Here is a 23,243-nt window from a genome sequence, read left to right on the forward strand (position 1 = left end):
TCGGAGGGAAGTGGACTGGATTGGACGGCATCGGCGCGACGCAGCTGGCCGAGCTCTGCGGCGACGTCCACACCGGACGCGATCCGGCGTACCGCACGCTGACCGACGCGATCCGGGTGCTCGTGTCCGACGGCCGGCTGCCCGCCGGGACCCGGCTGCCCGCCGAACGCGCGCTCGCCGAGCGGCTGCGGGTCAGCCGGGTGACCGTCACCCGCGCCTACCGCGACCTGCGTGAGGACGGCTGGGCGGACGCCCGGCAGGGCGCCGGGACGTGGGTGCGGCTCCCGGGCGGGCGGGTCGACGGCGTCTGGGCACCCGGGCCGAGGCGCAGCGGGGTGATCGACCTAGCGCACGGCGCGCCCGCCGCCCCGGACGTGCTGTCCACACTGGTCCGCCGGGCCGCCGACCGGCTCGACGCGGAGCTCACCGGGCACGGCTACGGGCCGGAGGGCCTGCTCGCGCTGCGCGAGCGGATCGCCGCCCGGTACACCGCCCGCGGCGTGCCCACCGAGCCGGACGCGATCGTCGTCACCGGCGGTGCACTGCACGCGATCCACCTCGCCGTCGCCGAGCTGGCCTTGGCGGGTGACCGGGTGCTCGTCGAACACCCCACGTATCCGTCCGCTGTGGACGTGCTCGCCGACGCGGGAGTGCAGGCAGTCCCGGTGGCCGTCGAGGGCGCCGACGTCGAGACCGTGCTGCCGCGGGCCGCGCGGCAGACCGCCGCCAGGGCCGCGTACGTGATGACCGACTTCCAGAACCCGACCGGCGTCCTCCTCGACGACGACGCCCGCGCCCGCCTGCTGCACCGTCTGGCCCGGCAGGGCACGGTGACGATCGTCGACGAGACGTTCGCCGAGCTGGACCTGCGGTCGTCCGGACCGGCGTTCCTGCCGTGCGCGGCACACGCGCCGCGCGAGGCCGACGTGGTGACCGTCGGCGGATTGAGCAAGATCGCCTGGGGCGGGTTGCGGCTCGGCTGGGTCCGTGCCGGGTCCGAGCACGCGGCCCGGATCCGGCGGCGGCTGGCCCGCTCCCAGATCGCGCCGCCGGTGATGGAACAGCTGATCGCCGTCGAGGTGCTGGACGCGATCGACGGGATCCGCGCCGAGCGGGTAGCGGCGCTGCGGGCGCGGAGGGACCACCTGGTCCGCGAGCTGCGACGGGAGCTGCCGGACTGGACGTTCACCGTGCCGGACGGCGGGCTGATGCTGTGGTGCGACCTGGGCGCCGAGGTGTCCACCGCGCTGACCGCGCACGCCGCACGGCACGGGCTGGTGCTCGCCCCGGGACCGCGGTTCGGGGCCGGACACGCGTTCACCGACCGGCTACGGCTCCCGTTCACCCATCCCGAGCCGGTGCTCACCGAGGCCGTGCGGCGGCTGCGGCGCGTGTCCGACGAGGTCGTCGGCGGCGCCGTCACGCGCGCCACGCCCCCGGTCGGGGAGCTCGTCGTCTGATCGGTCGCGCGGACCGGCTACAACGCGCCCTTCGTGGACGGGACGCCGGTGACCCGCGGGTCCGGCTCGGTCGCGGCACGCAGGGCACGGGCGACGGCTTTGAACTCGGCCTCCGTGACGTGGTGCGGGTCCCGGCCGTCGAGCACGCGCACGTGCAGCGCGAGGTGCCCGTGGAACGCCAGCGACTCGAACACGTGGCGGTTCAGCACCGTCGGGTAGTGCCCACCGACGACGAAGCCCTGCATCACGTCGGGCTCGCCGGTGCACACCGTGTACGGGCGGCCGGACACGTCGACGACGGCCTGCGCCAGCGCCTCGTCCATCGGGACCCAGGCGTCGCCGAAGCGGCGGATGCCCACCTTGGCGCCCAACGCCTTCCGCACGGCCTGGCCGAGCACGATCGCGACGTCCTCGACGGTGTGGTGCGCGTCGATCCCGGTGTCGCCCTCGGCGCGCACGGACAGGTCGAACGACCCGTGCTTGCCGAACGCGTCGAGCATGTGGTCGTAGAACGGGACCCCGGTCTCGATCCCGGTCCGCCCGGTGCCGTCGAGGTCGATCTCGACGGTGATCCGGGTCTCCTTCGTGACGCGCTCGACGCGGCCGATCCTGCTCGGTGCCGATGACTCGCTCGCGCTCATGCAAGCTCCTTCGTGGACAGATCCGTCGCGACCTGCAGGAACGTGTCGTTCTCCTCCGGCGTGCCGACCGTGACCCGCAGCCGCCCGTCGATCCCGACGTCGCGGATCAGCACGCCCTGCTCCAGGAAGCCCTTCCAGGCGCGCGGGGCGTCGGCGAACCGTCCGAAGAGGATGAAGTTGGCGTCCGACGGGACGACGTCGTAGCCGGCGGCGGCCAGCTCGGAGGACACGCGGTCCCGCTCGGCCGCGAGCAGCGCGACCGAGCCGAGGGTCGCGTCCGCGTGCCGCAGCGCCGCCCGGGACGCGGCCTGGGACAGCACCGACAGGTGGTAGGGCAGCCGGACCAGCTGCAGCGCGTCCACCACGGCCGGCGCGGCGGCCAGGTAGCCCAGCCGGCCGCCGGCGAACGCGAACGCCTTCGACATGGTCCGGGACACGACCAGCCTGTGCCCGTGCGTGGCCAGGAGGGTGGCGGCGCTGGGGTGGGCGGAGAACTCGGCGTAGGCCTCGTCGACCACCACCATCCCCGGTGCGGCGTCGATCAGCGCTGCCAGGTCGTCCGGCGCGATCGACTGGCCCGTCGGGTTGTTCGGGCTGGTCAGGAACGTGATGTCCGGTGCCTTCTCGCGCAGCTCCGCGACGGCGGCGGGCACGTCGATCGCGAAGTCCTCCCGTCGGGGCGCGGCGATCCACTCCGTGCGCGTGCCGGAGGAGATGATCGGGTGCATCGAGTAGCTCGGCACGAACCCGAGCGCGCTGCGGCCCGGGCCGCCGAACGCCTGCAGGAGCTGCTGGAGGATCTCGTTGGATCCGTTGGCCGCCCACAGGTTCGCCGTCTCCAGCTCGACGCCGGTCTGGCGGGTCAGGTAGGCGGCGAGGTCGGCCCGCAGCGCGACGGCGTCCCGGTCCGGGTAGCGGTGCAACTCGCGGGCCGCCTCCCCGGTGGCCGCGGCGACGTCCGCGACGAGCTCCGGCGGTGGCGGGTACGGGTTCTCGTTCGTGTTCAGCCGCACCGCGACGTCGAGCTGCGGCGCTCCGTAGGGGCTCGTGCCGCGCAGGTCGTCGCGCAGCGGCAGGTCGTCCAGGCGGACGGTGTCGCCGATCGTCACGTCGCTCCCCCGAACCGGGCCGTCACGGCCTGGCCGTGCGCCGGCAGATCCTCCGCGTTCGCGAGCGCGACCACCCGGTCGCTCACCTCGCGCAGCGCGTCCTCGGTGTACTCGACGACGTGCACGCCGCGCAGGAACGTCGACGTGGACAGCCCGCCGGAGTGGCGCGCGCACCCGCCGGTCGGCAGCACGTGGTTCGAGCCCGCACAGTAGTCGCCGAGCGAGACCGGCGCGTACGGGCCGATGAAGATCGCCCCGGCGTTGCGCACCCGGGCCGCGTCCGCTCGCGCGTCCGCCGTCTGGATCTCCAGGTGCTCGGCGGCGTAGGCGTCGACGACGGCGATCCCGTCGTGGATCGACGCCACCAGGATCACGCCGGACTGCGGGCCGGACAGCGCCGTGCGGATCCGCTCGGTGTGCTTGGTGGCCGAGACCTGGCGCTCCAGCTCGACCTCGACGGCCGCCGCCAGCTCGTCGGACGTCGTGACCAGCACGGACGCGGCGTTCGGGTCGTGCTCGGCCTGCGAGATCAGGTCGGACGCGACGTGCACCGGGTCGGCGCCGGCGTCGGCCAGGATCGCGATCTCGGTGGTCCCGGCCTCGGCGTCGATCCCGACCGTGCCGCGCACGATCCGCTTCGCCGCCGTCAGGTAGACGTTGCCGGGCCCGGTGACGACGTCCACCGGCTCCAGGTCCGAGCCGTCGGTGTCGGTCGCGCCGTAGGCGAGCAGCGCCACGCCCTGCGCTCCGCCGACCGCCCAGACCTCGTCGACGCCGAGCAGCGCGGCCGCGGCCAGCACCGTCGGGTGCGGGCGCCCGCCGAACTCGGCCTGCGGCGGCGACACGACGACGAGCGACTCGACGCCCGCCGCCTGGGCCGGCACCACGTTCATGATCACGCTGGACGGGTAGACGGCCAGCCCGCCGGGGGCGTAGAGCCCGACCCGGCGCACCGGCACGAACCGCTCCGTGACGGTCCCACCGGGCACGACCTGGGTCACGACGTCCTCGCGCCGCTGCGCCTCGTGCACCGTGCGGGCACGATCGATCGAGGTCTCCAGCGCGACGCGCACGTCCGGGTCCAGCCCGTCCAGCGCCTCGGCCAGCGCCGACGCCGGCACCCGCACCGTCGCCGGGCGCACCTTGTCGAACCGCTCGGTCGCCTCCATCGCGGCCTCGAGGCCCCGCTCGCGAACGCCGTCGACGATCGGCCGGACGGCCGCGATCGCGCCGTCCACGTCCAGCTCGGCGCGGGGGACCATCCCGCGCAGGACGGCCGGGCGCGGGAGGGGGTCGGCACGCAGGTCGAGGCGGCGGAGCATGGCCTCCAGGGTACGGCGGCGTGCCGGCGCGACCGCGCGCGGCGGGTGGCAGGCTGGCGCCGTGACGGTCCGTTCCCTCAGCGACGAGCAGCGGCGCGCGCGCCTGGTCACCCGGCACCGGCTGGCGCCCACCCACCGGACCGACGACGTCGTCGCGATCACCGACGGGCTCGTCGGGCTGCACTCGACCGACCCGGTCACCGTCTACCTGTCCGCCGCCGCACGGATGGCGAGCCCGGACCTGGGCGCCGTGGACCGGGCGCTCTACGAGGACCGGACACTGCTGCGCCACCACGCGATGCGGCGCACGCTCTGGGTGTTCGGCCGCGAGACCGCCCGGCTGGCCCATCACGCGGCCACCGCCGACGTCGCCGCGGTGCAGCGACGCAAGCTGTTCGCCCAGCTCACGGCCGGCGGCGTGGCCGACCCGCCCGCCTGGCTGGAGAAGGCCCGTTCGGCGATCTCGGACGTGCTGCGCGACGGCGGCCCGCTCCCCGCCCGCGAGGTCGGGCCGCGCGTGCCGGACGTCGCCGCCACCGAGATCCCGATCGAGCGGGGCGTGCACCCGGGCCACACCCGGGCGCTGCTCGTCATGGGCTTCGACGGGCAGGTGCTGCGCGCCCGGCCGACGGGTAGCTGGATCAACGGCCAGTACCGGTGGGCGGACGCCGAGGACTGGGTGCCCGGCGGGCTCGGTCCGGAGCTGTCCCGGCGCGAGGCGGCGGAGGGTCTGGCCCGCGCGTACCTGCGCGCGTTCGGCCCGGCCACCCGCGACGACCTGCGCTGGTGGGCGGGATGGACGGTCGCGACGATGACGGCCGCGCTCGCCGACACCGGCGCCGTCGAGGTCGCCCTGGACGGTGGCACGACCGGATTCGTGCTGCCGGACGACGTCGACGACGTCCCGGATCCCGGACCGTCGGTCGCCCTGCTGCCCGGCCTGGACCCGACGACGATGGGCTGGAAGGCCCGCGACTGGCACCTCGACCCGGCGCACGTGAGCGAGCTGTTCGACCGCAACGGCAACGGCGGCCCCGCGATCTGGGTGGACGGCCAGATCGCGGGCGGCTGGGTCCAGCGGCCGGACGGGGAGATCGCGGTGCGACTGCTCGCCGACATCGGCTCCGCGGCGCGCGACGCCGTCGACGCCGCCGCGCACGAGCTGTCCACGCTGCTCGGCGACGTCCGGTTCTCGGTCCGGTTCCCCGCGCCGATGCAGCCCGCCCTGCTGGCCGGGCCGTGACCGTCGCCCATCCCTCGGAGCTCGCCATGGTCGAGGACCTGCACACCGTGTGGACCGGGGCGCCGGAGCTCGACGGCCTGCTCGACCCGTTCCGCTTCGACCACCGGATGGCCGCGTACCGGACGATGATCGACCGCACGAACCGCGACGGGCTGTTCGGCGCCGACAACCGGCGAAACCCGTTGTGGGGCCTGATGTTCCAGCACCAGTGGCAGTTCCGGACCGGCCGGCTGGGCGCCACCGCACAGCAGGACGGCCGCATCGACCCCGACGCACCGTGGGGCTACGGCAACTACGTGCTCTCGGTGGTCCCGTGGCTGGGCGCTGCGGAGGCCGGGACCGTGCCGGAGCTGGAGCCGGCCGGCCCCCCGGGGCCCACCCGGTTCCGCTACGCGCACTCGGCCCGCGAGGTGCCGCCCGAGCTCGCAGCCGGCGTCGCCGACTGGCGGACGTACTTCGCGCTGGTGGCCCGCACTCCGCCGGGCGGCGACGACGAACCACTGCGCTCCGCGCTGTGGAAGGCGCACAAGACGTGCCTCGACGTCGTCGCCCGCGACGTCGCGACCCTGTCCGGGACCGCGTACCCCGACCACTCCGACACGGAGATCACGTTCCTGCGCGGCTGGTGCCGCATGGTCGACTTCCTCTGGGCGGCGGCCTGGCGGACCGACTTCGACTCGATGACCGGCGACGGGCTGGACGTGCTGCCGGAACGGCTCCTCGGACCGGGCGACGACGAACCGGGCGGGGCCCGCGACCTTCCACGATCGATCCGTCGCAACGTGCGCACGGTGATCGGCCTGGCACGCACGCCGGACCGGCGGTACGCGCTGGACCTGTGGCTCTGGACCAGGGTGATGCGCACCAGGGCGGCCCGCGACCGGGTGCTGCCGTTGCTCGACGGCGTGTTCCACCCGCGGCCGGACAACCGCTCCGAGCGGCTCCGGGCACTCGGGTACCTGCTGCGACCGTGACGGTGATCGCGGCTCGTCGGGTCCCCACCGCGCCGCATCCCTCGGATAGGTTGTGCCGATGGCAGACAGTGCGCCGCTGCACGTCGTGCGCGACGGTCGGAAGGTCCGCATCCGGCTGGGTGCGCCGATCGAGCGCGCGGACGTGACGGTGGCGAGCCGGATCCGCCGGGCGATCTCCCGCGGCGAGCTGGTGGCGGGCGACAAGCTGCCGAGCGAGAACCAGATGGCCCGCGCCCTCGACGTGAGCCGCGACCCGATCCGGCGCGGCCTCCAGCTCCTGGCCGCCGACGATCTCGTGGAGGGCAGGCAGGGCTCCGGATGGTTCGTGCGCGAGGGCGTCACGACCGACTCGGTCTGACGCCGGCGACGGCGCCGCATCAGAAGAACTGCCCGTCCGACCCGCGCACCACGTAGACCAGCCCCTTCCCCTCCGGACCGGTCGGGGACCCGGCCCGTTTCAGGGCACCGTTGCGCAGCAACGACTTCGCCCGGCCCAGGTGGTCCTCGGTCCCGACCACCGCGATCCGGTTCTCGAGCGTCGACACGACGGCCCACACCGCCCCGGCGGCGTGCGCGGCCTCGACGCCGGCACGCCGGACGGGCTCGTGCCAGCGGGCCGCGGAGGCGCAGGCCGACGGCAGGCAACGGCGATGGTCGCCGAGGCCGCACTGGATCTCGATCATGGCGGCGCAGCGGTCGTCCAGCCGACCGAGCGCCTCGGAGCACAGATCCGGCCACATACCGTCCTCGGCGCACCAGGCGCACGGGTAACGGCGGGTTCGCGGGTCACGGGCAGGCACCGGACCACCCTCCCACAGCTTGTCATCTCGTATCCATGTAGGGCACAGTTGTCTTCCATGCCCGACGCACCGGAGACCGGCCGCCCCACGCTGGTCAGCACCCTGGCCGAGATGCCGGACTTGTTAGCCCGGCTACAGGCCGACCATCGCGACGACGGCCGCGGCCTGTGTACGGGTTGCCGGACACCGGGCTACGGAACGCCCGGCGAGCGCTGGCCCTGCACGCCGGCCCGGCTCGCACGAGCGGCACAGGAGATCCTCGACCGGCAGCGGGGCCCGGAGTGAGCACGATCCCCGGCCTGCCAACGCTGGCGTGGCGGACGAGCGACTTCCGACTCTTGTCGAACATACGTTCGATACTAGCGGTCGAGCCGACAATTCCGGTCCGGCGACCGCCCGCCGGGCAGGAGCGGCTCGAGCTCGTGTCGGCCACCGACGGACGGACCCACCGGGTGACGGAGTGGGCCTACGGCTCCGCCCTGGCCGCCCGCACCGGACACTGCGCCGCGGTCTGCGGCCACGTCGTCGTCCTGTGCGCGCTGGTCACGCCTCCGGGGCCGCCGTGCAGGCGATGCACGCTCCTGCCGTGAGCACGGTCAGGTCCGGTCCGGCTCCAGGTCGAGGCCGAGGTCAAGGGCCGTGACCGAGTGCGTCAGGCCTCCGACCGAGATGAAGTCGACACCGGTCGCGGCGAACTCGGCCGCGTTCGCCAGCACCAGCCCTCCCGAGGACTCCAGCAGGGTGGGGCGGTCGCCCCTGCGCCGGACCGCCTCGGCCGTCTCGGCCGGGGTGAAGTTGTCCAGCAGCACCAGCTCGGCGTCCAGGCCCAGCACGTCGTCGAACTGCTCGAGCGAGTCGACCTCGATCTCGCACGGCAGGTCCGGGGCGGTCGCGCGGGCGGCGGCCAGCGCCGCGGCGACCGATCCGGCCGCGGCCACGTGGTTGTCCTTGATCAGGACGGCGTCGCCGAGGCCGAGCCGGTGGTTCATCCCGCCGCCGCAGCGCACGGCGTACTTCTCCAGCAGCCGCAGCCCGGGCAGCGTCTTGCGGGTGTCCCTGATGGCGGGGCTCGCGGCTCCGACGACCGTGACGGCGTCCACCCAGGCCCGCGTCGCCGTCGCGACACCGGACAGGTGGCAGAGCAGGTTCAACGCCGTCCGTTCCGCGGTGAGCAGACCGCGGACCGGTGCCCGGACCACGAGGGCAGGCTCGCCGGGGACCAGCGGACGGCCGTCGTCGAGCGCGGAGAGGACCTCGTAGCCGGACCCGAGCACCTCGTCCAGCACCGCGATCGCGACCGGCACCCCGGCCAGCACGCCTGCCGCCCGCGGCGTGAACGCGCCGACCCCGACGGCGTCCGCGGGGACGGTCGCCGCCGTCGTCGCGTCCGGGCCGTACCGCAGGTCCTCCTGCAGCGCGGTACGGACGACGCGGAGCAGGTCCTCGCGATCCGGCTCCCCGATCCCGGACACGCCGCCGACGCCGGCGGCGACCCGCCCGCGCGTGTCGGTCCGGGTCACGCGGCACCCGCCAGGGCGTCCGTGGCCACGACCGGTCGCCCGGCACCGTCCAGGACGATCCGCAGGCTCTCCGCCTGCCACCGGTCGTCGCGCTCCGGGAAGTCGGTCCGCACGTGAGAGCCGCGCGACTCGCGCCGCGTGCCCGCGGCCGCCAGCACGGCCTGCGCCAGCAGCGTCAGCGCCGCGTCCTCGACACCGGAGCGGTCGACCGGGGCGGCGAGCACGGTCGCCGCCTCGACGGCGTCCGAGGCGGCCGCGAGACCGGCGCCGTCGCGACCGATCGCGGCGCACGTGCTCATCGCCCGCTGCACCACCGCGCGGTCCGCGACCGGCACCGCGGGCGATGGCGGGACCAGGTCCGCGTCACGGACACCGTTCCGGTCGGCGACCACCGCCCGTACCACGCGCTCACCGACGACCAGGCCTTCGAGCAGGCTGTTCGACGCCAGCCGGTTCGCGCCGTGCAGACCGGTGCGGGCGACCTCGCCCGCCGCGTAGAGGCCGGGAACCCCGGTCCGGCCGTCGACGTCGGCGACCACCCCGCCACACGCGTAGTGCGCGGCGGGCGTGACCGGGATCGGGTCCCGCGCGGGGTCGATCCCGATCTCACGGCAGGATGCGGACACGGTCGGGAACCGGCCGGCGAACCCGTCGAGCCCGGTCGCGTCCAGGAAGACGCAGTCGGCACCGGTCTCGGCCATCCGCCGGGTGATCGCGGCGGCGACGACGTCGCGCGGAGCCAGGTCGGCCAGCGGGTGCACGTCCGCCATGAACGCCTGCCCGGCCCGGTCCCGCAGGATCGCGCCCTCGCCGCGTACGGCCTCGGTCACCAGCGGGCGCCGCCCGACGGCCGGACCGCTGAAGAGGACGGTCGGGTGGAACTGCACGAACTCCAGGTCCGCTGCGGCGGCACCGGCCCGCAGCGCGAGCGCGACGCCGTCGCCGGTCGCCGTCTCCGGGTTCGTCGTGCTCGCGTAGAGCTGTCCGTAGCCGCCGGTGGCCAGCAGCACGGCGGGGGCGCGCAGCACGCCGGGACGTCCGACCCCGTCGAGCACGGCGAGCCCGCCGGCGCGTCCTGTCCGGTCCCGCAGCACGTCGGTCGCCACGTGTCCGGTGAGGACGGTCAGCTCGCGCTTCCGCGCCGCGGCCACGAGCGCCCGTTCGATCTCCGCACCGGTGGCGTCGCCGCCGGCGTGCACGACCCGGAACGCCGAGTGCCCGCCCTCTCGGGTGCGGTCCAGGCGGGCCGGGCGGGTGGCATCGGGCACTGCGTCGAACAGGGCCCCGCGCTCGCGCAGCCTGCGCACCGCGCCGGGCCCGGCGCCGACGATGGCGGCGACGGCGGCCGCGTCGTTCAGGCCCCCGCCCGCGGCGAGCGTGTCCGCCACGTGCGCGTCCACCGAGTCGCCCGCCACGTCGCCGAGCACGACGGCCACGCCGCCCTGCGCCCAGCGCGTGCTGCCCGCGTCGACGTCGTCCTTGGTCACGACGACGACGCGCAGGCCGGCCGAGACGCCGTCGAGCGCGGCCGTCAGGCCCGCCACACCGGAGCCGACGACGACCAGGTCGGCCTCCGCCTGCCAGGTCATTCGCCGCTCCCCGGGTTGCCGATCTCGATCATCCGCTGCACCGCGGTGCGGCCGCGCTCGGCCAGCTCGCGGTCGACGTGCACCTCGTCGGTGCCCTCGCGGACCGACCGGAGCAGCGCCTCGGGGGTGATCATCTTCATGTAGCGGCAGGACGCCCGCTCGTTCACCGCCCGGAAGTCGATTTCCGGCGCCGCCCTGCGGAGCTGGTGCAGCATCCCGACCTCCGTCGCGACCAGCACCTCCTTCGCCCCGGTCGCGCGCGCCGCGTCGACCATCCCGCCGGTGGAGAGGATCTTGACCCGATCCTCGGGAACCGAGCCGGACGTCGCCAGGTAGAGCGCGGACGTCGCGCAGCCGCACTCGGGGTGCACGAACAGGTCGGCGTCCGGGTGGGCCTGCGCCTGCGCCGAGAGCTCGGCGCCGTTGATCCCGGCGTGCACGTGGCACTCCCCCGCCCACACGTGCATGTTCGTGCGGTCCAGGACCCGGCGGACGTGCGCGCCGAGGAACTGGTCGGGCAGGAACAGCACCTCACGCTCGACCGGGATCGAGGCCACGACGTCCACCGCGTTCGACGACGTGCAGCAGACGTCCGTCTCGGCCTTCACGGCGGCGGTGGTGTTCACGTACGAGACGACGACGGCGTCCGGGTGCTCGGAGCGCCACTCGCGCAGCTGGTCGGCCGTGATCGAGTCGGCGAGCGAGCAGCCCGCGCGGGCGTCCGGGATCAGCACGGTCTTGTCCGGGCTGAGGATCTTCGCGGTCTCGGCCATGAAGTGCACGCCGCAGAACACGATCGTCGACGCGTCGGACTCGGCCGCGATCCGGGACAGAGCCAGCGAGTCCCCCACGTGGTCGGCGACGTCCTGGATCGCCGGTAGCTGGTAGTTGTGCGCCAGCAGCACCGCGTCGCGACGTCGGGCCAGCTCACGGACCTCGGCGAACCACTCCGGCGACGGCTCGGCCGCCGCATCCGGGAGCAGCGTCTCCACGCTCATGGTCGTCCTCCTCGGACGCATCCGGTTTTCGCCTGTCCGGCGGAAACTGCCGAGATCGTAACACCGGGGCCGACCGGAGGGCACCGTCCGAGTGACCTGGACCTCACCTCCCGGCAACCTGCACGACACCCGCCGGCCTCCGGCCCCGACACCGCTCCTCGCGGAGATCCGGCGAACGCACCGGGATCCGGCGAACGCACGCGCCCGGACGAGCGCGTCCTCCGCCGCGGTGCGCGGAGAGCGGATCACGAGGCGGACGGGTCGGGACGCCGCTCTACGCTGCGGCCATGACGTCCCACCCGATCGGTCACGAGGTGCTCGCGGCCGTCCTGCAGATCCGCGGCGAGCGGCTGCGGGTCCTCGTCTGGGAGCGGGCGATGGAGCCGGACGCGGGTCGGTGGGCGCTGCCAGGGGGCCGGCTCGGGGACGACGAGGACGTCGAGACGTCGGTGCGCCGCCAGCTCGCGGAGAAGGTCGACGTCCGCGAGGTCACGCACGTCGAGCAGCTGTCGGTGTTCTCCGATCCGCGGCGGATGGGCGAGGGGCCGCGCCTGATCGCCACCGCGTTCCTCGGGCTCGTCCCGTCCGACGCCGACCCGGCGCTTCCGGACGACACCGCATGGCACGCCGTCGACGATCTCCCCGCGACCGCGTTCGACCACGACCTGATCATCGACGACGCGCGGGACCGGTTGCGCGCCAAGCTCTCCTACACGAACCTCGGGTTCGCGCTCGCGCCCGGCGAGTTCACCATCTCCGCGCTGCGCGAGCTCTACGTCGCCGCGCTAGGGCACCCCGTCTCGGCGACCAACCTGCAGCGCGTGCTGACCCGCCGCGACCTGCTGGAGCCCACCGGCGAGACGGTCCCTCCGGGCCGCGCGGGCGGGCGCCCGGCCGCGCTGTTCCGGTTCACCGACCGGAGCCTGCTCGTCACGGACGCGTTCGCCGTCCTGAGACCACCCGGCCGACCATCCGGCACGGGAGCCCGCCCCGTACTACCGTGACCCGGTGGCCGATCGGATCCCGCTGTTCCCGCTGGGAACGGTGCTGATGCCGGGCGCGGCCCTGCCCCTGCACATCTTCGAGCCGCGGTACCGGCAGCTCACCGTCGACCTGATCACCGGCGAGATCCCGGAGAAGGAGTTCGGCGTCGTCGCGGTCCGCGAGGGGCACTCCGCGGACACCGACGGGCTCGACGGGATGTACCCGATCGGCTGCACGGCCGCGCTGCTCGACGCGCGCCGGCTCCCGGACGGGCGCTACGACGTCGTCACCCGCGGCGCGCGGCGCTTCCGGCTGCTGGAGCTGGACGGTGCCGACTCGGAGAAGCCGTACCTCACCGGTTCGGTCGAGTTCGTGCCGGACGCCGCCGACGACGAGCCCGACGAGCGGCTGGTCAAGATGCTCGACGCGGCCGCGCGGGACGCGCACCGCCGCTACTGCAGCACGGCGTGGCGTTCCCGGGACTGGAGCGAGCCGGACGACGACGTCCCGTCCGACCAGCTGGCCCACCTGCTGGCGGCGGACTGCCTGCTGCCGCTCGGCGAGCGTCAGCAGCTGCTCGAGGAGACCAGCCCGCTGCACCGGCTGCGCGAGATCCGCGCGCTGATGGCCCGGGAGACCGGCCTGCTCTCGAAGCTGCACGCCGTGCCGGCCCCGCTGGGCGCGTTCTCCGGCGAGCACAGCCCGAACTGACGTCCCAGGCGCGCGACGCGCACGGCCTGCCCGACGCGCCGCCCGCCACGGCCAGCACGCTCGCCCCCGGAGGGCCCACAAACCCCGAAGAACGCGGAGATCGCGGATCCAACCAGGACGGGCCGCGCAAGCTCGTCGGACGTCACCGGCCGAGCACGGACCTGCTGCGTGCGCTCCTGCTCAGCTCCAGCCGTAAGCCTGCCGCAGCTCGGCGGCGACCCGGTCGAACCGGTCCCGGTCCAGGACGGCGCCCTCGCGGCGGATGCCGTGCTCCTCGACCTCGAGCACGCGGTCGAGCCGGATGAACGACCCCCGCCCCTCGCGGTCCCACTCGCCCGACCCGATCGAGATCCAGTTCGCGTCGTCGGCGCGGTGCTGCTGGCTGGAGAGCATCAGGCCCAGCATCTCGGACCCGGATCGGCCGACCACCAGCAGCGGCCGGTCCTTGCCCTGGGACGGGTCCTCCTCGAACGGCACCCAGGTCCAGACGATCTCCCCCGGGTCGGCGGCGCCGTCCGGCTCCGGCGCGTAGACGATCTGGCGCGCCCGCTCCCCCGCGGGAGCGGTCCGCACGCCGGTGTGCCCGGCCGGCGGCGGGGTCGCCTGCTTGTCGTCGGTCTCGGTCAGCATGCTCAGAACGACGTCCACGCCCTGGCGCAGGAACGAACCCCAGTCAGCCATGGATCACAGCATGGTGCATCGGCGCCGCGGGTATGCGGCCGGTATGCGAGCGACACTCATCCACGGCAAGCACGACGTCCGGGTCTCGGAGGTGCCCGACCCGACGATCCGGGACGACACCGACGCGATCGTGCGGGTCGTGCGGTCCTGCATCTGCGGCAGCGACCTGTGGCCGTACAACTCGGCCGAGCCGGACGAGGCCGGTGACCGGATCGGTCACGAGTTCCTCGGCGTCGTCGAGGAGGTCGGCTCCGGCGTCACGCGGACGAGGAAGGGCGAGCTCGTCGTCGCACCGTTCGTCTGGGCGGACAACACGTGCGACTTCTGCCGGGAGGGGCTGCAGACGTCCTGTCGCAACGGCGGCGGCTGGGGCGCCGACGGCACCGACGGCGGCCAGGGCGAGTACGTCCGGGTCCCGTTCGCCGACGGCGTGCTGGTCGGCCTCCCCGGTGAGCCGGACGACGCGCTGCTCGCGTCGATGCTCACGCTGTCCGACGTGTTCTCCACCGGCCACCACGCCGCGGTGAGCGCGGGAGTGCGCGAGGGCGACACCGTCGCCGTCGTCGGTGACGGGGCGGTGGGCCTGTCCGGCGTGCTGGCCGCGAACCGCCTCGGCGCCGAGCGGATCATCCTGCTCGGACGCCACGTCGACCGGACCGACTTGGGCCGCGAGTTCGGCGCCACCGACGTCGTGGCCGAGCGCGGCGACGAGGGCATCGAGCGTGTCAGGGAGCTGACCGGCGGCGACGGCGCGCACGCCGTCCTGGAGTGCGTCGGGTTCGGCGAGGCGCTGCGCACGGCCATCGAGATCACCCGCGACGGCGGGACGGTCGGGCGTGTCGGCGTCTCCCAGTACAGCGACGTGCCGCTCGGCGTCGGGTCGTTCATGCGCAACGTCGGGATCAACGGCGGCGTCGCGCCGGCGCGGGCCTACATCGAGGAGCTCCTGCCGGACGTGCTGGAGGGCCGGGTCCAGCCCGGCAAGGTGTTCGACCGGACCGTCGGTCTCGACGAGGTGCCGGACGGCTACCGCGCGATGAACGAGCGCGAGGCACTGAAGGTGTTGGTCGCGCCGTAACGGCCCCGGCCACACCTCCCGCCCTCCCGACGCGAACGAGGGGCACCGTCGAGCAATGGCATTGCTCGACGGTGCCCCTCGTTGCCGGTGGGGTGCCGCGTGGACGGTCAGGCGGTCGGCTCGGAGCCGCCCTCCTGCTGCTTCTCCTGCTCGGCGACGGCGGCACGGACCTCGTCCATGTCGACGCCCTTGACCTGGGTGATCAGGTCCTCGAGCGCCTCGGCAGGCAGGGCGCCGGGCTGGGAGTAGAGCACCACCCCGTCGCGCACGGCCATCACGGTCGGGATCGAGGAGATCCCGAACGCGCCGGCCAGCTCCTGCTGCGCCTCGGTGTCGACCTTGGCGAACGTGACGTCGGTGTGCTTGTCCGACGCCTCGTCGTACACCGGCGCGAACTGCTTGCACGGCCCGCACCAGGACGCCCAGAAGTCGACGAGGACCGTCGCGTCGGGCGCGCCCACGACGTCGTTGAAGTTCTCGGAGGTCAGTTCGACGGTGGCCATGCCCCCCAGAACAGCACGACCCCGCCGGGTTGTTCCCGGCGGGGTCGCACCCGTCATGTCCGGATCATCCGGGTACCCGGTCACCGGCGTGGCCGTGGCCTGCGGCGATCCGGGCCAGCATGCCCACGGTGTCCAGCCCCTCGGTGCGGGGTGCGACGAACCGCTGGGTGTCGCCGTCGAGCACCAGGACCCTCGCCGACGCGATGTCGTAGAACAGGCCCATCAGCTCGGCGCCGGTGTCCTTGGCGCGCAGCATCTCCAGCTGCATCGCCACGTTCACCATGGCCAGCTGGTCCACCTCGGAGAAGCCCCTCGCGGCGGCCACGTGGCCGACCGGGTGCCCGCGCTCCCATGCGCGCAGCACGGAACGGGCCTCCAGCAGCCAGGTGCCCAGCTCGCCGTCCTGACCCGCGGCGCCCGAGCGCAGCCCGGTCATCGCGCCGCAGCCGGAGTGCCCGCAGACCGCGATCAGCGGCACCTTGAGCACCGTGCTCGCGTACTCCACGGCCGCCGACGTGCCCTGGCAGCTCGCCAGGTTGCCCACGTTCTGCACGGTGAACACGTCACCCGGCCCGCTGTGCGTGATCATGTGCGGCATCACACGCGAGTCCGCACAGCTGATCATCATCGCGGACGGCGACTGGCCGGAGGCCAGCTCGGACATCGTCGGACGGATCTCCTCGGCCGTCCGCTCGTGGTACGCGGCGAGACCGGCGAGCAGCGGGCCCTCCGGGTGCCCGCCCAGCTCGTGGCCCGCCTGCCACTGCGACCACGTCGCGTACCGGACACCGCCGGCGCCCTCCGCGCGGGACGCGGCGTCGACCGGCTCGATCACCTCGACGGTCGCGCCGGTCGCCCGGTGCCGCGCCTGCCAGGCCTGCAGGTGGTCGTAGGCGGCGTGGTCGAGGTAGTCGGTGACCAGCCGGACCGTCACGTTCGTGCCGGCCGGGATCGCGTTCAGCTCACGAGAGAGCCGGGGCACGGCCAGGAACGACAGCGATCCCTCGACGACGAGCTCCTTCGGACCACCGTCCGGGCCCTCCAGCCGCGGGCGCGACCGCACGGCCCGCCAGACGAGCATCACCGCCGCCAGCGCGAGTCCGATCAGGACGCCCTCGAGCAGGTTCAGCGCGACGACACCGAGCAGCGTGGCCAGGTAGATCGGCAGCTCGCCGTGGGTGCGGGCGGTGCGGATGTCGGACGGCTTGACCAGCTGCGACCCGACGACGACCAGGAGCCCGGCCAGTCCGGCCATCGGCACCATCTCGATCACGCCGATCAGCACGATCGCGAACACGGCGATCCAGACGCCGTGCAGCACGGCCGAGGCGCGGGTCTGCGCGCCCGCCGTCACGTTGGCCGAGCTGCGGACGATCACACCGGTCACCGGCAGGCCGCCGACCAGCCCGGACACCGTGTTCGCGGCGCCCTGGCCGAGCAGCTCGCGGTCGGCGTCCGTGCGCGTGCCGGGCCGCATCCGCTCCACGGCGACGGCCGAGAGCAGGCTCTCCACGCTGGCGATAAGGGCGACGGTCAGCATGCCGCCGAGCACGCCCGCCCAGTCCGACTCCGGCAGCATCGGCAGTGCGACGGCGTCCAGCAGCGAGCCCCCCAGCTCGACGCGGGTGACGTCCGGGAACGCGAGCGCGACGACCGTCGCGACGACGACGGCGACCAGCGCGCCGGGGACGAGCGTGAGCTTCCCGGGCAGCCGCGGCCACGTCAGCATGATCGCGATGACGATCGCGCCGACGAGCAGCGTCGGCCAGGACACGTTCGCGATCGAGCCGGGCAGCGCGGCCAGGCTGTCCAGCGCGGCGGTCTGCGACCGGCCGCCGAACACGACGTTGAGCTGCGCCAGCGCGATCGTCACGCCGATGCCGGCGAGCATCCCGTGCACGACGGCGGGTGGGATCGCCTGAGCGAAGCGGGCCAGCCGCGTCATCCCGAACACGATCTGGAGCAGGCCGGCCCCGGCCGTGATCAGACAGGTGACCTCCCACCCGAACCGGGCGACGAGCTCCGCGACGATCACCGTCAGACCGGCGGCGGGCCCGCTGACCTGCAACGGCGAACCGCCGAGGAGGCCGGCGACGACCGCACCGACGACAGCCGCGATCAGCCCGGCCAGGATCGGCGCGCCGGAGGCGACGGCGATCCCGAGCGAGAGCGGGACGGCGACCAGGAACACGACGATCGAGGCCGAGAAGTCGGCTCGGGCGTGCGGGAACCACGCGCGCGGGCCGGTCGGCGACGCATCGGGCGGGGAGTGCTGCGAGGCGCGAGTCTGCACGACAGGTGTCTCTTTCCGTGACTGAGGGTCCGTGGGGGCGAACGCGACAGTGCATCCGTTGATCTTCACGGAACCGGATCAGGATGAGAGCACCTCTCATCTGCCGAACGGCGCAGCGCAAAGTTCCACGTCATGTCCGACCATGATCGGACAAACGTGACGATCCTCACCAGCTAGATCACTCCGAACGGTGGCGCGAACCACCCGGATCGGGGTCGCACGGCCTGTGCGGTCCTCAGCCGGCGAGTGCGGCGGCCCGCATCCCGGCCGTGATCGTCGCGACGTCGGCGCGCGTGCTGACGAACGGCGGGACCGTGTAGACGAGGTTGCGCATCGGCCGCAGCCACGCCCCGGCCAGCACCGCAGCGGACGTCGCGGCCGGCACGTCGACGTCGTGGTCGAGCTCGATCACGCCGATCGCGCCCAGGATCCGGACCTCGCGCACGCCCGGCAGCGACCGGGCGGGCGTCAGCCCGGCCCGCAGCCACGACGCGATCGCCTTCACCTCGCTGCGCCAGCCCCGCTCGAGCAGCAGCGAGACCGACGCGTGGGCGACGGCCGCCGCGAGCGGGTTGCCCATGAACGTCGCGTCGTGGCGCAGGGTCAGGCCGTGCGCGACCCGGCCCGAGCACAGCGTCGCCGCCATCGGGAGGTAGCCGCCGGTCAGCGCCCCGCCCAGGCACATGACGTCCGGCTGGATCGCCGCGTGGTCGGCGGCGAACAGCTCACCGGTCCGGCCGAAGCCGGTGTACACCTCGTCGAACACGAGCAGGACGTCGCAGGCGAGGCAGAGCTCGCGCAGCACGTGCAGATAGCGCGGGTCGTGGAAGCGCACGCCGCCGCGCCCCTGCACCACCGGTTCGACGACGATCGCGGCCAGCTCGTCGGCATGCGTCTCGACCAGCCGGACGAGCTGGGCGACGTAGTCGTGCTCGAACGTGTCCGGCGGCCGGTCGGCGAACAGCGGAGGAGGCAGCGGGCCGTGCCACGGCGGTCGCGGCCCGTCGCCCGGGTCGCCGAGGACCGCCGCGCCGAACGTGTCGCCGTGGTGGCCGCCGCGCCATGTCATGATCCGGCTCTTCGACGGCTTGCCGCGGTCGCGCCAGTACTGCTGGCACATCGTCACCGCGACCTCGACCGCCACCGGTCCGGACTCGCTCAGGAAGACGTGCTGCAGCTCCTCCGGCGTCACCTCGATCAGCAGCCGGCACAGGTCCACGGCCGGCCCGTGCGTGATCCCGCCGAACGTCACGTGGCTCATCCGGCCGAGCTGCTCGGTCACGGCGGCGTCCAGGACCGGGTGCCGGTAGCCGTGCACCGCCGACCAGGAGGCGGCCATCCCGTCGACGAGCTCGCGCCCGTCCGGTGTGCGCAGGCGCACCCCGGACGCGGACTCCACCATCAGGCTGCGCCCCGGCGCCGGGAGCGCGGCGTGCGGATGCCAGACGTGACGGCGGTCCATGGCGAGGAGGACGTCGTTCGCCACCCGCCCGGAGCAGTCGCGTGCCGTCACGGGCACCGACAGTAGCGCCCCCCGCCCACCGATGGACCTGTGCGCGGCACCGCGATTCCGGAGCCCGGACCATCTACGCTGGTCCGATCATGTCCGCCGCCCGTGAGCCCGTCCGCGACGCCGAGGCCCCGTCGCGCCGGCGGAGGGAGCTCGGCCAGACCAGCGCCCGCTCGCTGCTGCTGACCGTGCTCGGCGAGTTCGTGCTGCCCGGCGGGTACCCGGTCTGGACGCAGGTGCTCCTCGACGTGCTCGGCGAGCTGGGCGTGGAGCCGAAGTCGGCCCGCCAGGCGCTGGCCCGGACGGCGGCCGAGGGCCTGCTGGTGTCCGACCGCAGCGGGCGCCGGGTGCGCTGGGCGCTCACCGATCAGGGCCGGCGCCTGCTCTCCGACGGCGCGGCGCGGATCTACGGGTTCGGTGCCCCGTCGCGACCGTGGGACGGCCGGTGGCTGGTGCTGCTGGCCAGCGTGCCGGAGTCGCGTCGCCAGCTCCGGCACCGGCTGCGCACCCGTCTGGCCTGGGTCGGGCTCGGCTCGCCCGCCCCCGGGGTGTGGGTGTCGCCGGACCCCGGCAAGGAGGGCGAGGTCGCAGCCGTTCTCGACGAGCTCGGGCTGGCCGCGCAGGCCAGCTCGTTCGTCGGGGCGTTCGGCGCCGTCGGCAGGCCCGCCGACGTGGTCACCCAGGCATGGGACCTCGAGCGGGTCGAGCAGGCGTACGAGGAGTTCCTCGCCGAGTTCGCCCCGGACATCGCCAACAGCGGCCGGGCCGGGGTGCCGCCGAACGTGCTGGCCCGCCAGGTGCAGCTCGTGCACGCGTGGCGCCGCTTCCCGTTCCTGGACCCGGAGCTGCCCGCCGAGCTGCTGCCGGAGCGCTGGGCCGGAGCGCGCGCCGCAACGATGTTCGCGACGCTGCACACCCGCTGGGACGAGCCGGCCCGGCGCCGGTGGGACGGTCTGCTGACCGACGCCGCCTGACCCCCGGCGGATCAGCCGCCGACACCCGCGTCGCGGGCCACGGCGACGGCCTCGGCCCGCGTCCGCACCCGCAGCTTGGCCAGCACGTCGCTCACCCGGTTGCGGACGCTCTTCTCGCTCAGCACCAGCCTGCGCGCGATCGCGCCGTTGTCCAGACCCTGTGCCAGCAGCTCAAGCACCTCGTGCTCACGTGCCGTGAGCTGCGGGAACGCCGTCGGACGGCGGGCCGCGCCCGCGGCGAAGAACCCGAGCACTCGCGACGCGACGCCCGCTCCGAACACCGCCTCGCCGCGCGCGACGGCGAGCACCGCGCGCCGCACCTGTTCGGCGTCGTCCTCCTTGAGCAGGTACCCGCGGGCCCCGGCGCGCAGCGCCGCGAACACCGAGTCGTCGTCGGCGTCCATGGTCAGCACGACGACCGCGACGTCCGGATGCGCCGCCACGACCCGGGCGGTGGCCTCCAGGCCGCTCATCCCCGGCATCCGCAGATCCATCAGGACGACGTCCGGCCGCAGGTCCGCCACCCGCTCCAGCGCCTCCTCGCCGGAGGCGGCCCCGCCCGCCAGCCGCACGCCGGCCAGTTCGGACAGCGTGACGGCGAGGCCGTCGCGGAAGATCGGGTGGTCGTCGACGACCAGTACCCGCACCGGGCCGCTCACGGGCCACCGGCCGGCAGCTCGACGCGCACCACGGTGCCGCCCCCGGCGCGCGCGGCGACCTCCAGCCGCCCGCCGACCTCGGCGGCCCGCTCGGCCGTGCTGCGCAGCCCGAGCCCCTCCCGCGGGGACGCGGGGATCCCGCAGCCGTCGTCGTGGACCTCGAGCGCCAGCACGCCGTGCGCGATCCGCGCGTCCAGCTCCACCGTCGCCGCGCCGCTGTGCCGCACCGCGTTCGTCACCGCCTCGCCGGCGATCGCGTAGGCCGCGACCTCTACCGCGGCGGGCACGGCCCCGAGCTCGCCGACCGCCGACCGGCCCGCGGGGACGTCCAGGTCGTCCACCAGTGCGCGCAGGGCGGCCGCGAGCCCGACCTGGTCGAGCACCGGCGGACGCAGCCCGTGCACGACGTCGCGCAGCGACCGGACGCCGTCGCGCACCCGGTCGCGGACCGCCTGCGCGCGGTCCGCGAGCTCCGGCTCGCCCGCCGCGGCCACCCGGCGCGCCAGCGCGTCGAGCTGGTGGGCGATGCCCGCGAGCGCGGGGCCGAGACCGTCATGCAGGTCGGCGCGCAGCCGTCGCCGCTCCTCCTCGCGGGCCAGCACGATCGCCTCCCGGCTGCGGGCCACGTCCCCGACCAGCTCGGCGGCGTAGGCGAGCACGGCGGCACGGGCCGCGACCTCCTCGGCCACCGACCGCTCGGCCGCCTCCAGGCGCACGACCGGCTCGAGCACCAGCTCCCCGACCTCCTTCCCGAGCGTGCGGGCGGGCACCACGACCGGGGCGCCGCCCGCGGGCTCGCCGGAACGGACGGCGATGCGCCCGTCGGACGTGCGGAACGCGGCGGAGCGTAGCCGCAGCGAGTCCCGGATGCCGTCGGTGAGACGCTGCAGCCCGTCGACCGGCTCGGCCGCGGCGGCGATGCCCCGACCGACCCGGGCGACCACGGCGTACGGATCCCGCCGGTCGCCGTAGATCAGGCGTTCGACGCCGCGCTGCACCCGGTCCCGGGCCGCGGCCGCGACCAGCGCGACGACGGCGACGAGCACGATCCCGGCCGTCGACCCGGGCAGCACCAGCTGGGCCCCGGACAGGACGACCAGGTAGCTCCCGACGACGGCGCCGCTGATCACCGCGTAAGCGACGGTGCGCCCGAGCACCCGCTCAACGTCGAACAGGCCGTGGCGCAGCATCGCGACCGCGATGCCCAGCGGCGGCCCGGCGATGGCGAGCAGCAGCCCGATCTCCTCGCTGGGGACGTCGTCGCCGAGCGCCGCCGTGATCGCACCCGCTCCGATCGCGCCGAACAGCTGCACCACCGTGCCGAGCAGCAACCACTGCAGCACCGTGCGGTCCGTGCCGGACGCGCGCCGGAGTCGCAGCACCGTCGAGACCAGTCCGAGCGGGATGCCGACCAGGAACGCGATCAGCGCGCCGACCGGCACGACTGCCAGCACGATGGGCTCGACCGGGGCGGGCGCGGACAGGGCGTACGGGTTGGGTACGAACGGCGCCTGGTCCACCGACGGGGCGCTGCAGGCGGCGACGAGCGCGGTGGCCGCGGCGTTGCCCGCCAGCAGCCACACCGGCCACCGCCACCGCGGTGAGAGCGGCCGCCCGTCCGGGAACAGCAGCGGCACCAGCGGCATGACCAGGAAGAAGACGGTGAATCCCCAGCTGCCCAGCCAGGCCGCGACGCCTGCGCCCGGCCACGGCCCGCCGGGATCGCGGTGCGAGGCGACCGCCACGTGCCCGGCGAGCAGGTACGGCCCGATCAGCCCCGCAGCAAGCAGCAGCCGCCCGACCGGGTTGCCCGGCCGGTGGCGCAGCACGAGCGCGCCTGCGACCGGCCAGACGGTCCCGAGGGCCAGATCGGCGGGGCTGAGCGGGTAGGGCTCCGGACCGGTGTCGAGGGACGGGTGCCAGAGCACAGCCGCGGCACAGCACAGCACGGAGACCGTCGCGGTGACGGCGGCCGGAAGGCCCGCCGGGCGGGTCCGCGTCCGGTCGGCGGCGCTCCCGGCGGCCGACGGCGCTGGGACCTGCCGCGGAGCGCCGCCCGCCGCCGAACCACCCGCCACCGTGTCGCCGACCACACCATCCACAACCGGCGATCATGCCGTGCCCGGCATGCCCGGCGCGCCCGCCGGACCGCCGAATCACCGGGAATCCCGGAGATCCGGGGCCGGTGTCCCTG

The 23,243-nt window shown here is 74.6% G+C and carries 23 protein-coding genes; 10 read left to right on the forward strand and 13 right to left on the reverse strand.

The window, feature by feature from the left end; genetic code table 11:
* Positions 1 to 20: 20 nt before the first annotated feature.
* Positions 21 to 1,460 carry a MocR-like transcription factor YczR gene (gene yczR, locus EV378_RS03880; protein WP_165922129.1) on the forward strand — a complete coding sequence of 480 codons (1,440 nt, stop codon included), beginning with the start codon at positions 21 to 23 and terminating at the stop codon, positions 1,458 to 1,460.
* Positions 1,461 to 1,477: 17 nt separating this feature from the next.
* Here yczR and hisB read toward each other — a convergent pair whose 3' ends face one another.
* From hisB to hisD, 3 genes are read right to left on the reverse strand one after another with little or no spacing between them, the layout of a single operon-like run.
* The gene (gene hisB / locus EV378_RS03885; RefSeq protein WP_132421358.1) at positions 1,478 to 2,101 is read right to left on the reverse strand and encodes an imidazoleglycerol-phosphate dehydratase HisB; all 624 of its coding nucleotides are present in this window, start codon (positions 2,099 to 2,101) and stop codon (positions 1,478 to 1,480) included.
* Complete coding sequence (locus EV378_RS03890; protein WP_132421359.1) at positions 2,098 to 3,210, reverse strand: histidinol-phosphate transaminase; 1,113 nt, start codon at positions 3,208 to 3,210, stop codon at positions 2,098 to 2,100. Before EV378_RS03890 ends, hisB begins: the two co-directional genes overlap by 4 nt.
* Complete coding sequence (gene hisD, locus EV378_RS03895) at positions 3,207 to 4,532, reverse strand: histidinol dehydrogenase (protein WP_132421360.1); 1,326 nt, start codon at positions 4,530 to 4,532, stop codon at positions 3,207 to 3,209. The genes EV378_RS03890 and hisD overlap by 4 nt, the downstream gene beginning before the upstream one ends.
* A gap of 61 nt (positions 4,533 to 4,593) precedes the next feature.
* Between hisD and EV378_RS03900 the strand changes: the two genes are divergently transcribed.
* The 3 genes from EV378_RS03900 to EV378_RS03910 are packed head-to-tail and all read left to right on the forward strand — an operon-like array spanning position 4,594 to position 7,107.
* Positions 4,594 to 5,775: a winged helix DNA-binding domain-containing protein gene (locus EV378_RS03900; RefSeq protein ID WP_243653259.1), complete on the forward strand. Its 1,182-nt coding sequence runs from the start codon at positions 4,594 to 4,596 to the stop codon at positions 5,773 to 5,775.
* A gap of 26 nt (positions 5,776 to 5,801) precedes the next feature.
* Positions 5,802 to 6,749 (forward strand): Leg1-related protein, encoded by a 948-nt coding sequence (locus EV378_RS03905; protein ID WP_165922130.1) that lies wholly within the window; start codon positions 5,802 to 5,804, stop codon positions 6,747 to 6,749.
* Between the two features lie 58 nt (positions 6,750 to 6,807).
* Complete coding sequence (locus EV378_RS03910; RefSeq protein ID WP_132421363.1) at positions 6,808 to 7,107, forward strand: winged helix-turn-helix domain-containing protein; 300 nt, start codon at positions 6,808 to 6,810, stop codon at positions 7,105 to 7,107.
* A gap of 19 nt (positions 7,108 to 7,126) precedes the next feature.
* Here EV378_RS03910 and EV378_RS03915 read toward each other — a convergent pair whose 3' ends face one another.
* Positions 7,127 to 7,489, reverse strand: a complete 363-nt coding sequence (locus tag EV378_RS03915) for a hypothetical protein (protein WP_132421364.1) — start codon at positions 7,487 to 7,489, stop codon at positions 7,127 to 7,129.
* A 117-nt stretch (positions 7,490 to 7,606) separates the two neighbouring features.
* Between EV378_RS03915 and EV378_RS03920 the strand changes: the two genes are divergently transcribed.
* Together EV378_RS03920 and EV378_RS35195 are read left to right on the forward strand one after the other, a co-directional pair.
* Entirely contained in the window at positions 7,607 to 7,834 is a 228-nt protein-coding gene (locus tag EV378_RS03920; protein WP_132421365.1) for a hypothetical protein, read from the forward strand.
* A 137-nt stretch (positions 7,835 to 7,971) separates the two neighbouring features.
* The gene (locus tag EV378_RS35195) at positions 7,972 to 8,139 is read left to right on the forward strand and encodes a hypothetical protein (RefSeq protein WP_165922131.1); all 168 of its coding nucleotides are present in this window, start codon (positions 7,972 to 7,974) and stop codon (positions 8,137 to 8,139) included.
* Positions 8,140 to 8,145: 6 nt separating this feature from the next.
* On the opposite strand, the gene nadC is transcribed toward EV378_RS35195, so the two are convergent.
* From nadC to nadA, 3 genes are read right to left on the reverse strand one after another with little or no spacing between them, the layout of a single operon-like run.
* Positions 8,146 to 9,021, reverse strand: coding sequence for a carboxylating nicotinate-nucleotide diphosphorylase (gene nadC, locus EV378_RS03925; protein ID WP_132427362.1), 876 nt, complete (start codon positions 9,019 to 9,021; stop codon positions 8,146 to 8,148).
* 44 nt (positions 9,022 to 9,065) lie between these two features.
* Positions 9,066 to 10,658 (reverse strand): L-aspartate oxidase, encoded by a 1,593-nt coding sequence (locus EV378_RS03930; protein WP_132421366.1) that lies wholly within the window; start codon positions 10,656 to 10,658, stop codon positions 9,066 to 9,068.
* Positions 10,655 to 11,656 carry a quinolinate synthase NadA gene (nadA, locus tag EV378_RS03935; protein ID WP_132421367.1) on the reverse strand — a complete coding sequence of 334 codons (1,002 nt, stop codon included), beginning with the start codon at positions 11,654 to 11,656 and terminating at the stop codon, positions 10,655 to 10,657. Before nadA ends, EV378_RS03930 begins: the two co-directional genes overlap by 4 nt.
* Positions 11,657 to 11,943: 287 nt before the next feature.
* Here nadA and EV378_RS03940 point away from each other — a divergent pair, with 287 nt between their 5' ends.
* On the forward strand, positions 11,944 to 12,660 hold the full coding sequence (locus EV378_RS03940; protein ID WP_132421368.1) for an NUDIX hydrolase: 717 nt from the start codon (positions 11,944 to 11,946) through the stop codon (positions 12,658 to 12,660).
* Between the two features lie 4 nt (positions 12,661 to 12,664).
* A complete protein-coding gene (locus EV378_RS03945; protein WP_132421369.1) occupies positions 12,665 to 13,351 on the forward strand; it encodes an LON peptidase substrate-binding domain-containing protein in 687 nt (228 codons plus the stop codon).
* A 180-nt stretch (positions 13,352 to 13,531) separates the two neighbouring features.
* Here EV378_RS03945 and EV378_RS03950 read toward each other — a convergent pair whose 3' ends face one another.
* Positions 13,532 to 14,032, reverse strand: a complete 501-nt coding sequence (locus EV378_RS03950; RefSeq protein WP_132421370.1) for a type II toxin-antitoxin system PemK/MazF family toxin — start codon at positions 14,030 to 14,032, stop codon at positions 13,532 to 13,534.
* Positions 14,033 to 14,075: 43 nt separating this feature from the next.
* Here EV378_RS03950 and EV378_RS03955 point away from each other — a divergent pair, with 43 nt between their 5' ends.
* A complete protein-coding gene (locus tag EV378_RS03955) occupies positions 14,076 to 15,110 on the forward strand; it encodes a zinc-dependent alcohol dehydrogenase family protein (protein ID WP_132421371.1) in 1,035 nt (344 codons plus the stop codon).
* 107 nt (positions 15,111 to 15,217) lie between these two features.
* Here EV378_RS03955 and trxA read toward each other — a convergent pair whose 3' ends face one another.
* From trxA to bioA, 3 genes are all read right to left on the reverse strand, one after another.
* Complete coding sequence (gene trxA, locus EV378_RS03960) at positions 15,218 to 15,613, reverse strand: thioredoxin (protein WP_132421372.1); 396 nt, start codon at positions 15,611 to 15,613, stop codon at positions 15,218 to 15,220.
* Between the two features lie 64 nt (positions 15,614 to 15,677).
* The gene (locus EV378_RS03965) at positions 15,678 to 17,906 is read right to left on the reverse strand and encodes a SulP family inorganic anion transporter (protein ID WP_132421373.1); all 2,229 of its coding nucleotides are present in this window, start codon (positions 17,904 to 17,906) and stop codon (positions 15,678 to 15,680) included.
* 235 nt (positions 17,907 to 18,141) lie between these two features.
* Positions 18,142 to 19,368: an adenosylmethionine--8-amino-7-oxononanoate transaminase gene (gene bioA, locus EV378_RS03970; RefSeq protein ID WP_132427364.1), complete on the reverse strand. Its 1,227-nt coding sequence runs from the start codon at positions 19,366 to 19,368 to the stop codon at positions 18,142 to 18,144.
* A gap of 140 nt (positions 19,369 to 19,508) precedes the next feature.
* Here bioA and EV378_RS03975 point away from each other — a divergent pair, with 140 nt between their 5' ends.
* On the forward strand, positions 19,509 to 20,390 hold the full coding sequence (locus EV378_RS03975) for a PaaX family transcriptional regulator (RefSeq protein ID WP_132421374.1): 882 nt from the start codon (positions 19,509 to 19,511) through the stop codon (positions 20,388 to 20,390).
* An 11-nt stretch (positions 20,391 to 20,401) separates the two neighbouring features.
* Here EV378_RS03975 and EV378_RS03980 read toward each other — a convergent pair whose 3' ends face one another.
* Together EV378_RS03980 and EV378_RS36680 are read right to left on the reverse strand one after the other, a co-directional pair.
* Positions 20,402 to 21,049, reverse strand: coding sequence for a response regulator (locus EV378_RS03980; RefSeq protein WP_207908569.1), 648 nt, complete (start codon positions 21,047 to 21,049; stop codon positions 20,402 to 20,404).
* Positions 21,046 to 23,151 carry a sensor histidine kinase gene (locus EV378_RS36680; RefSeq protein ID WP_207908570.1) on the reverse strand — a complete coding sequence of 702 codons (2,106 nt, stop codon included), beginning with the start codon at positions 23,149 to 23,151 and terminating at the stop codon, positions 21,046 to 21,048. The genes EV378_RS03980 and EV378_RS36680 overlap by 4 nt, the downstream gene beginning before the upstream one ends.
* Positions 23,152 to 23,243 lie beyond the last annotated feature (92 nt).

This window comes from Pseudonocardia endophytica (genome assembly GCF_004339565.1).
Lineage (GTDB): Bacteria > Actinomycetota > Actinomycetes > Mycobacteriales > Pseudonocardiaceae > Pseudonocardia > Pseudonocardia endophytica.

What these genes read in the sequence shown, in the direction of transcription:
- hisB (WP_132421358.1), bottom strand. Translation starts at nt 2,101, where the DNA reads ATGAGCGCGAGCGAGTCATCGGCACCGAGCAGGATCGGCCGCGTCGAG.
- hisD (WP_132421360.1), bottom strand. Translation starts at nt 4,532, where the DNA reads ATGCTCCGCCGCCTCGACCTGCGTGCCGACCCCCTCCCGCGCCCGGCC.
- EV378_RS03905 (WP_165922130.1), top strand. Translation starts at nt 5,802, where the DNA reads ATGGTCGAGGACCTGCACACCGTGTGGACCGGGGCGCCGGAGCTCGAC.
- EV378_RS03910 (WP_132421363.1), top strand. Translation starts at nt 6,808, where the DNA reads ATGGCAGACAGTGCGCCGCTGCACGTCGTGCGCGACGGTCGGAAGGTC.
- EV378_RS03915 (WP_132421364.1), bottom strand. Translation starts at nt 7,489, where the DNA reads ATGTGGCCGGATCTGTGCTCCGAGGCGCTCGGTCGGCTGGACGACCGC.
- EV378_RS03920 (WP_132421365.1), top strand. Translation starts at nt 7,607, where the DNA reads ATGCCCGACGCACCGGAGACCGGCCGCCCCACGCTGGTCAGCACCCTG.
- EV378_RS03930 (WP_132421366.1), bottom strand. Translation starts at nt 10,658, where the DNA reads ATGACCTGGCAGGCGGAGGCCGACCTGGTCGTCGTCGGCTCCGGTGTG.
- nadA (WP_132421367.1), bottom strand. Translation starts at nt 11,656, where the DNA reads ATGAGCGTGGAGACGCTGCTCCCGGATGCGGCGGCCGAGCCGTCGCCG.
- EV378_RS03940 (WP_132421368.1), top strand. Translation starts at nt 11,944, where the DNA reads ATGACGTCCCACCCGATCGGTCACGAGGTGCTCGCGGCCGTCCTGCAG.
- EV378_RS03950 (WP_132421370.1), bottom strand. Translation starts at nt 14,032, where the DNA reads ATGGCTGACTGGGGTTCGTTCCTGCGCCAGGGCGTGGACGTCGTTCTG.
- EV378_RS03955 (WP_132421371.1), top strand. Translation starts at nt 14,076, where the DNA reads ATGCGAGCGACACTCATCCACGGCAAGCACGACGTCCGGGTCTCGGAG.
- trxA (WP_132421372.1), bottom strand. Translation starts at nt 15,613, where the DNA reads ATGGCCACCGTCGAACTGACCTCCGAGAACTTCAACGACGTCGTGGGC.
- bioA (WP_132427364.1), bottom strand. Translation starts at nt 19,368, where the DNA reads ATGGACCGCCGTCACGTCTGGCATCCGCACGCCGCGCTCCCGGCGCCG.
- EV378_RS03975 (WP_132421374.1), top strand. Translation starts at nt 19,509, where the DNA reads ATGTCCGCCGCCCGTGAGCCCGTCCGCGACGCCGAGGCCCCGTCGCGC.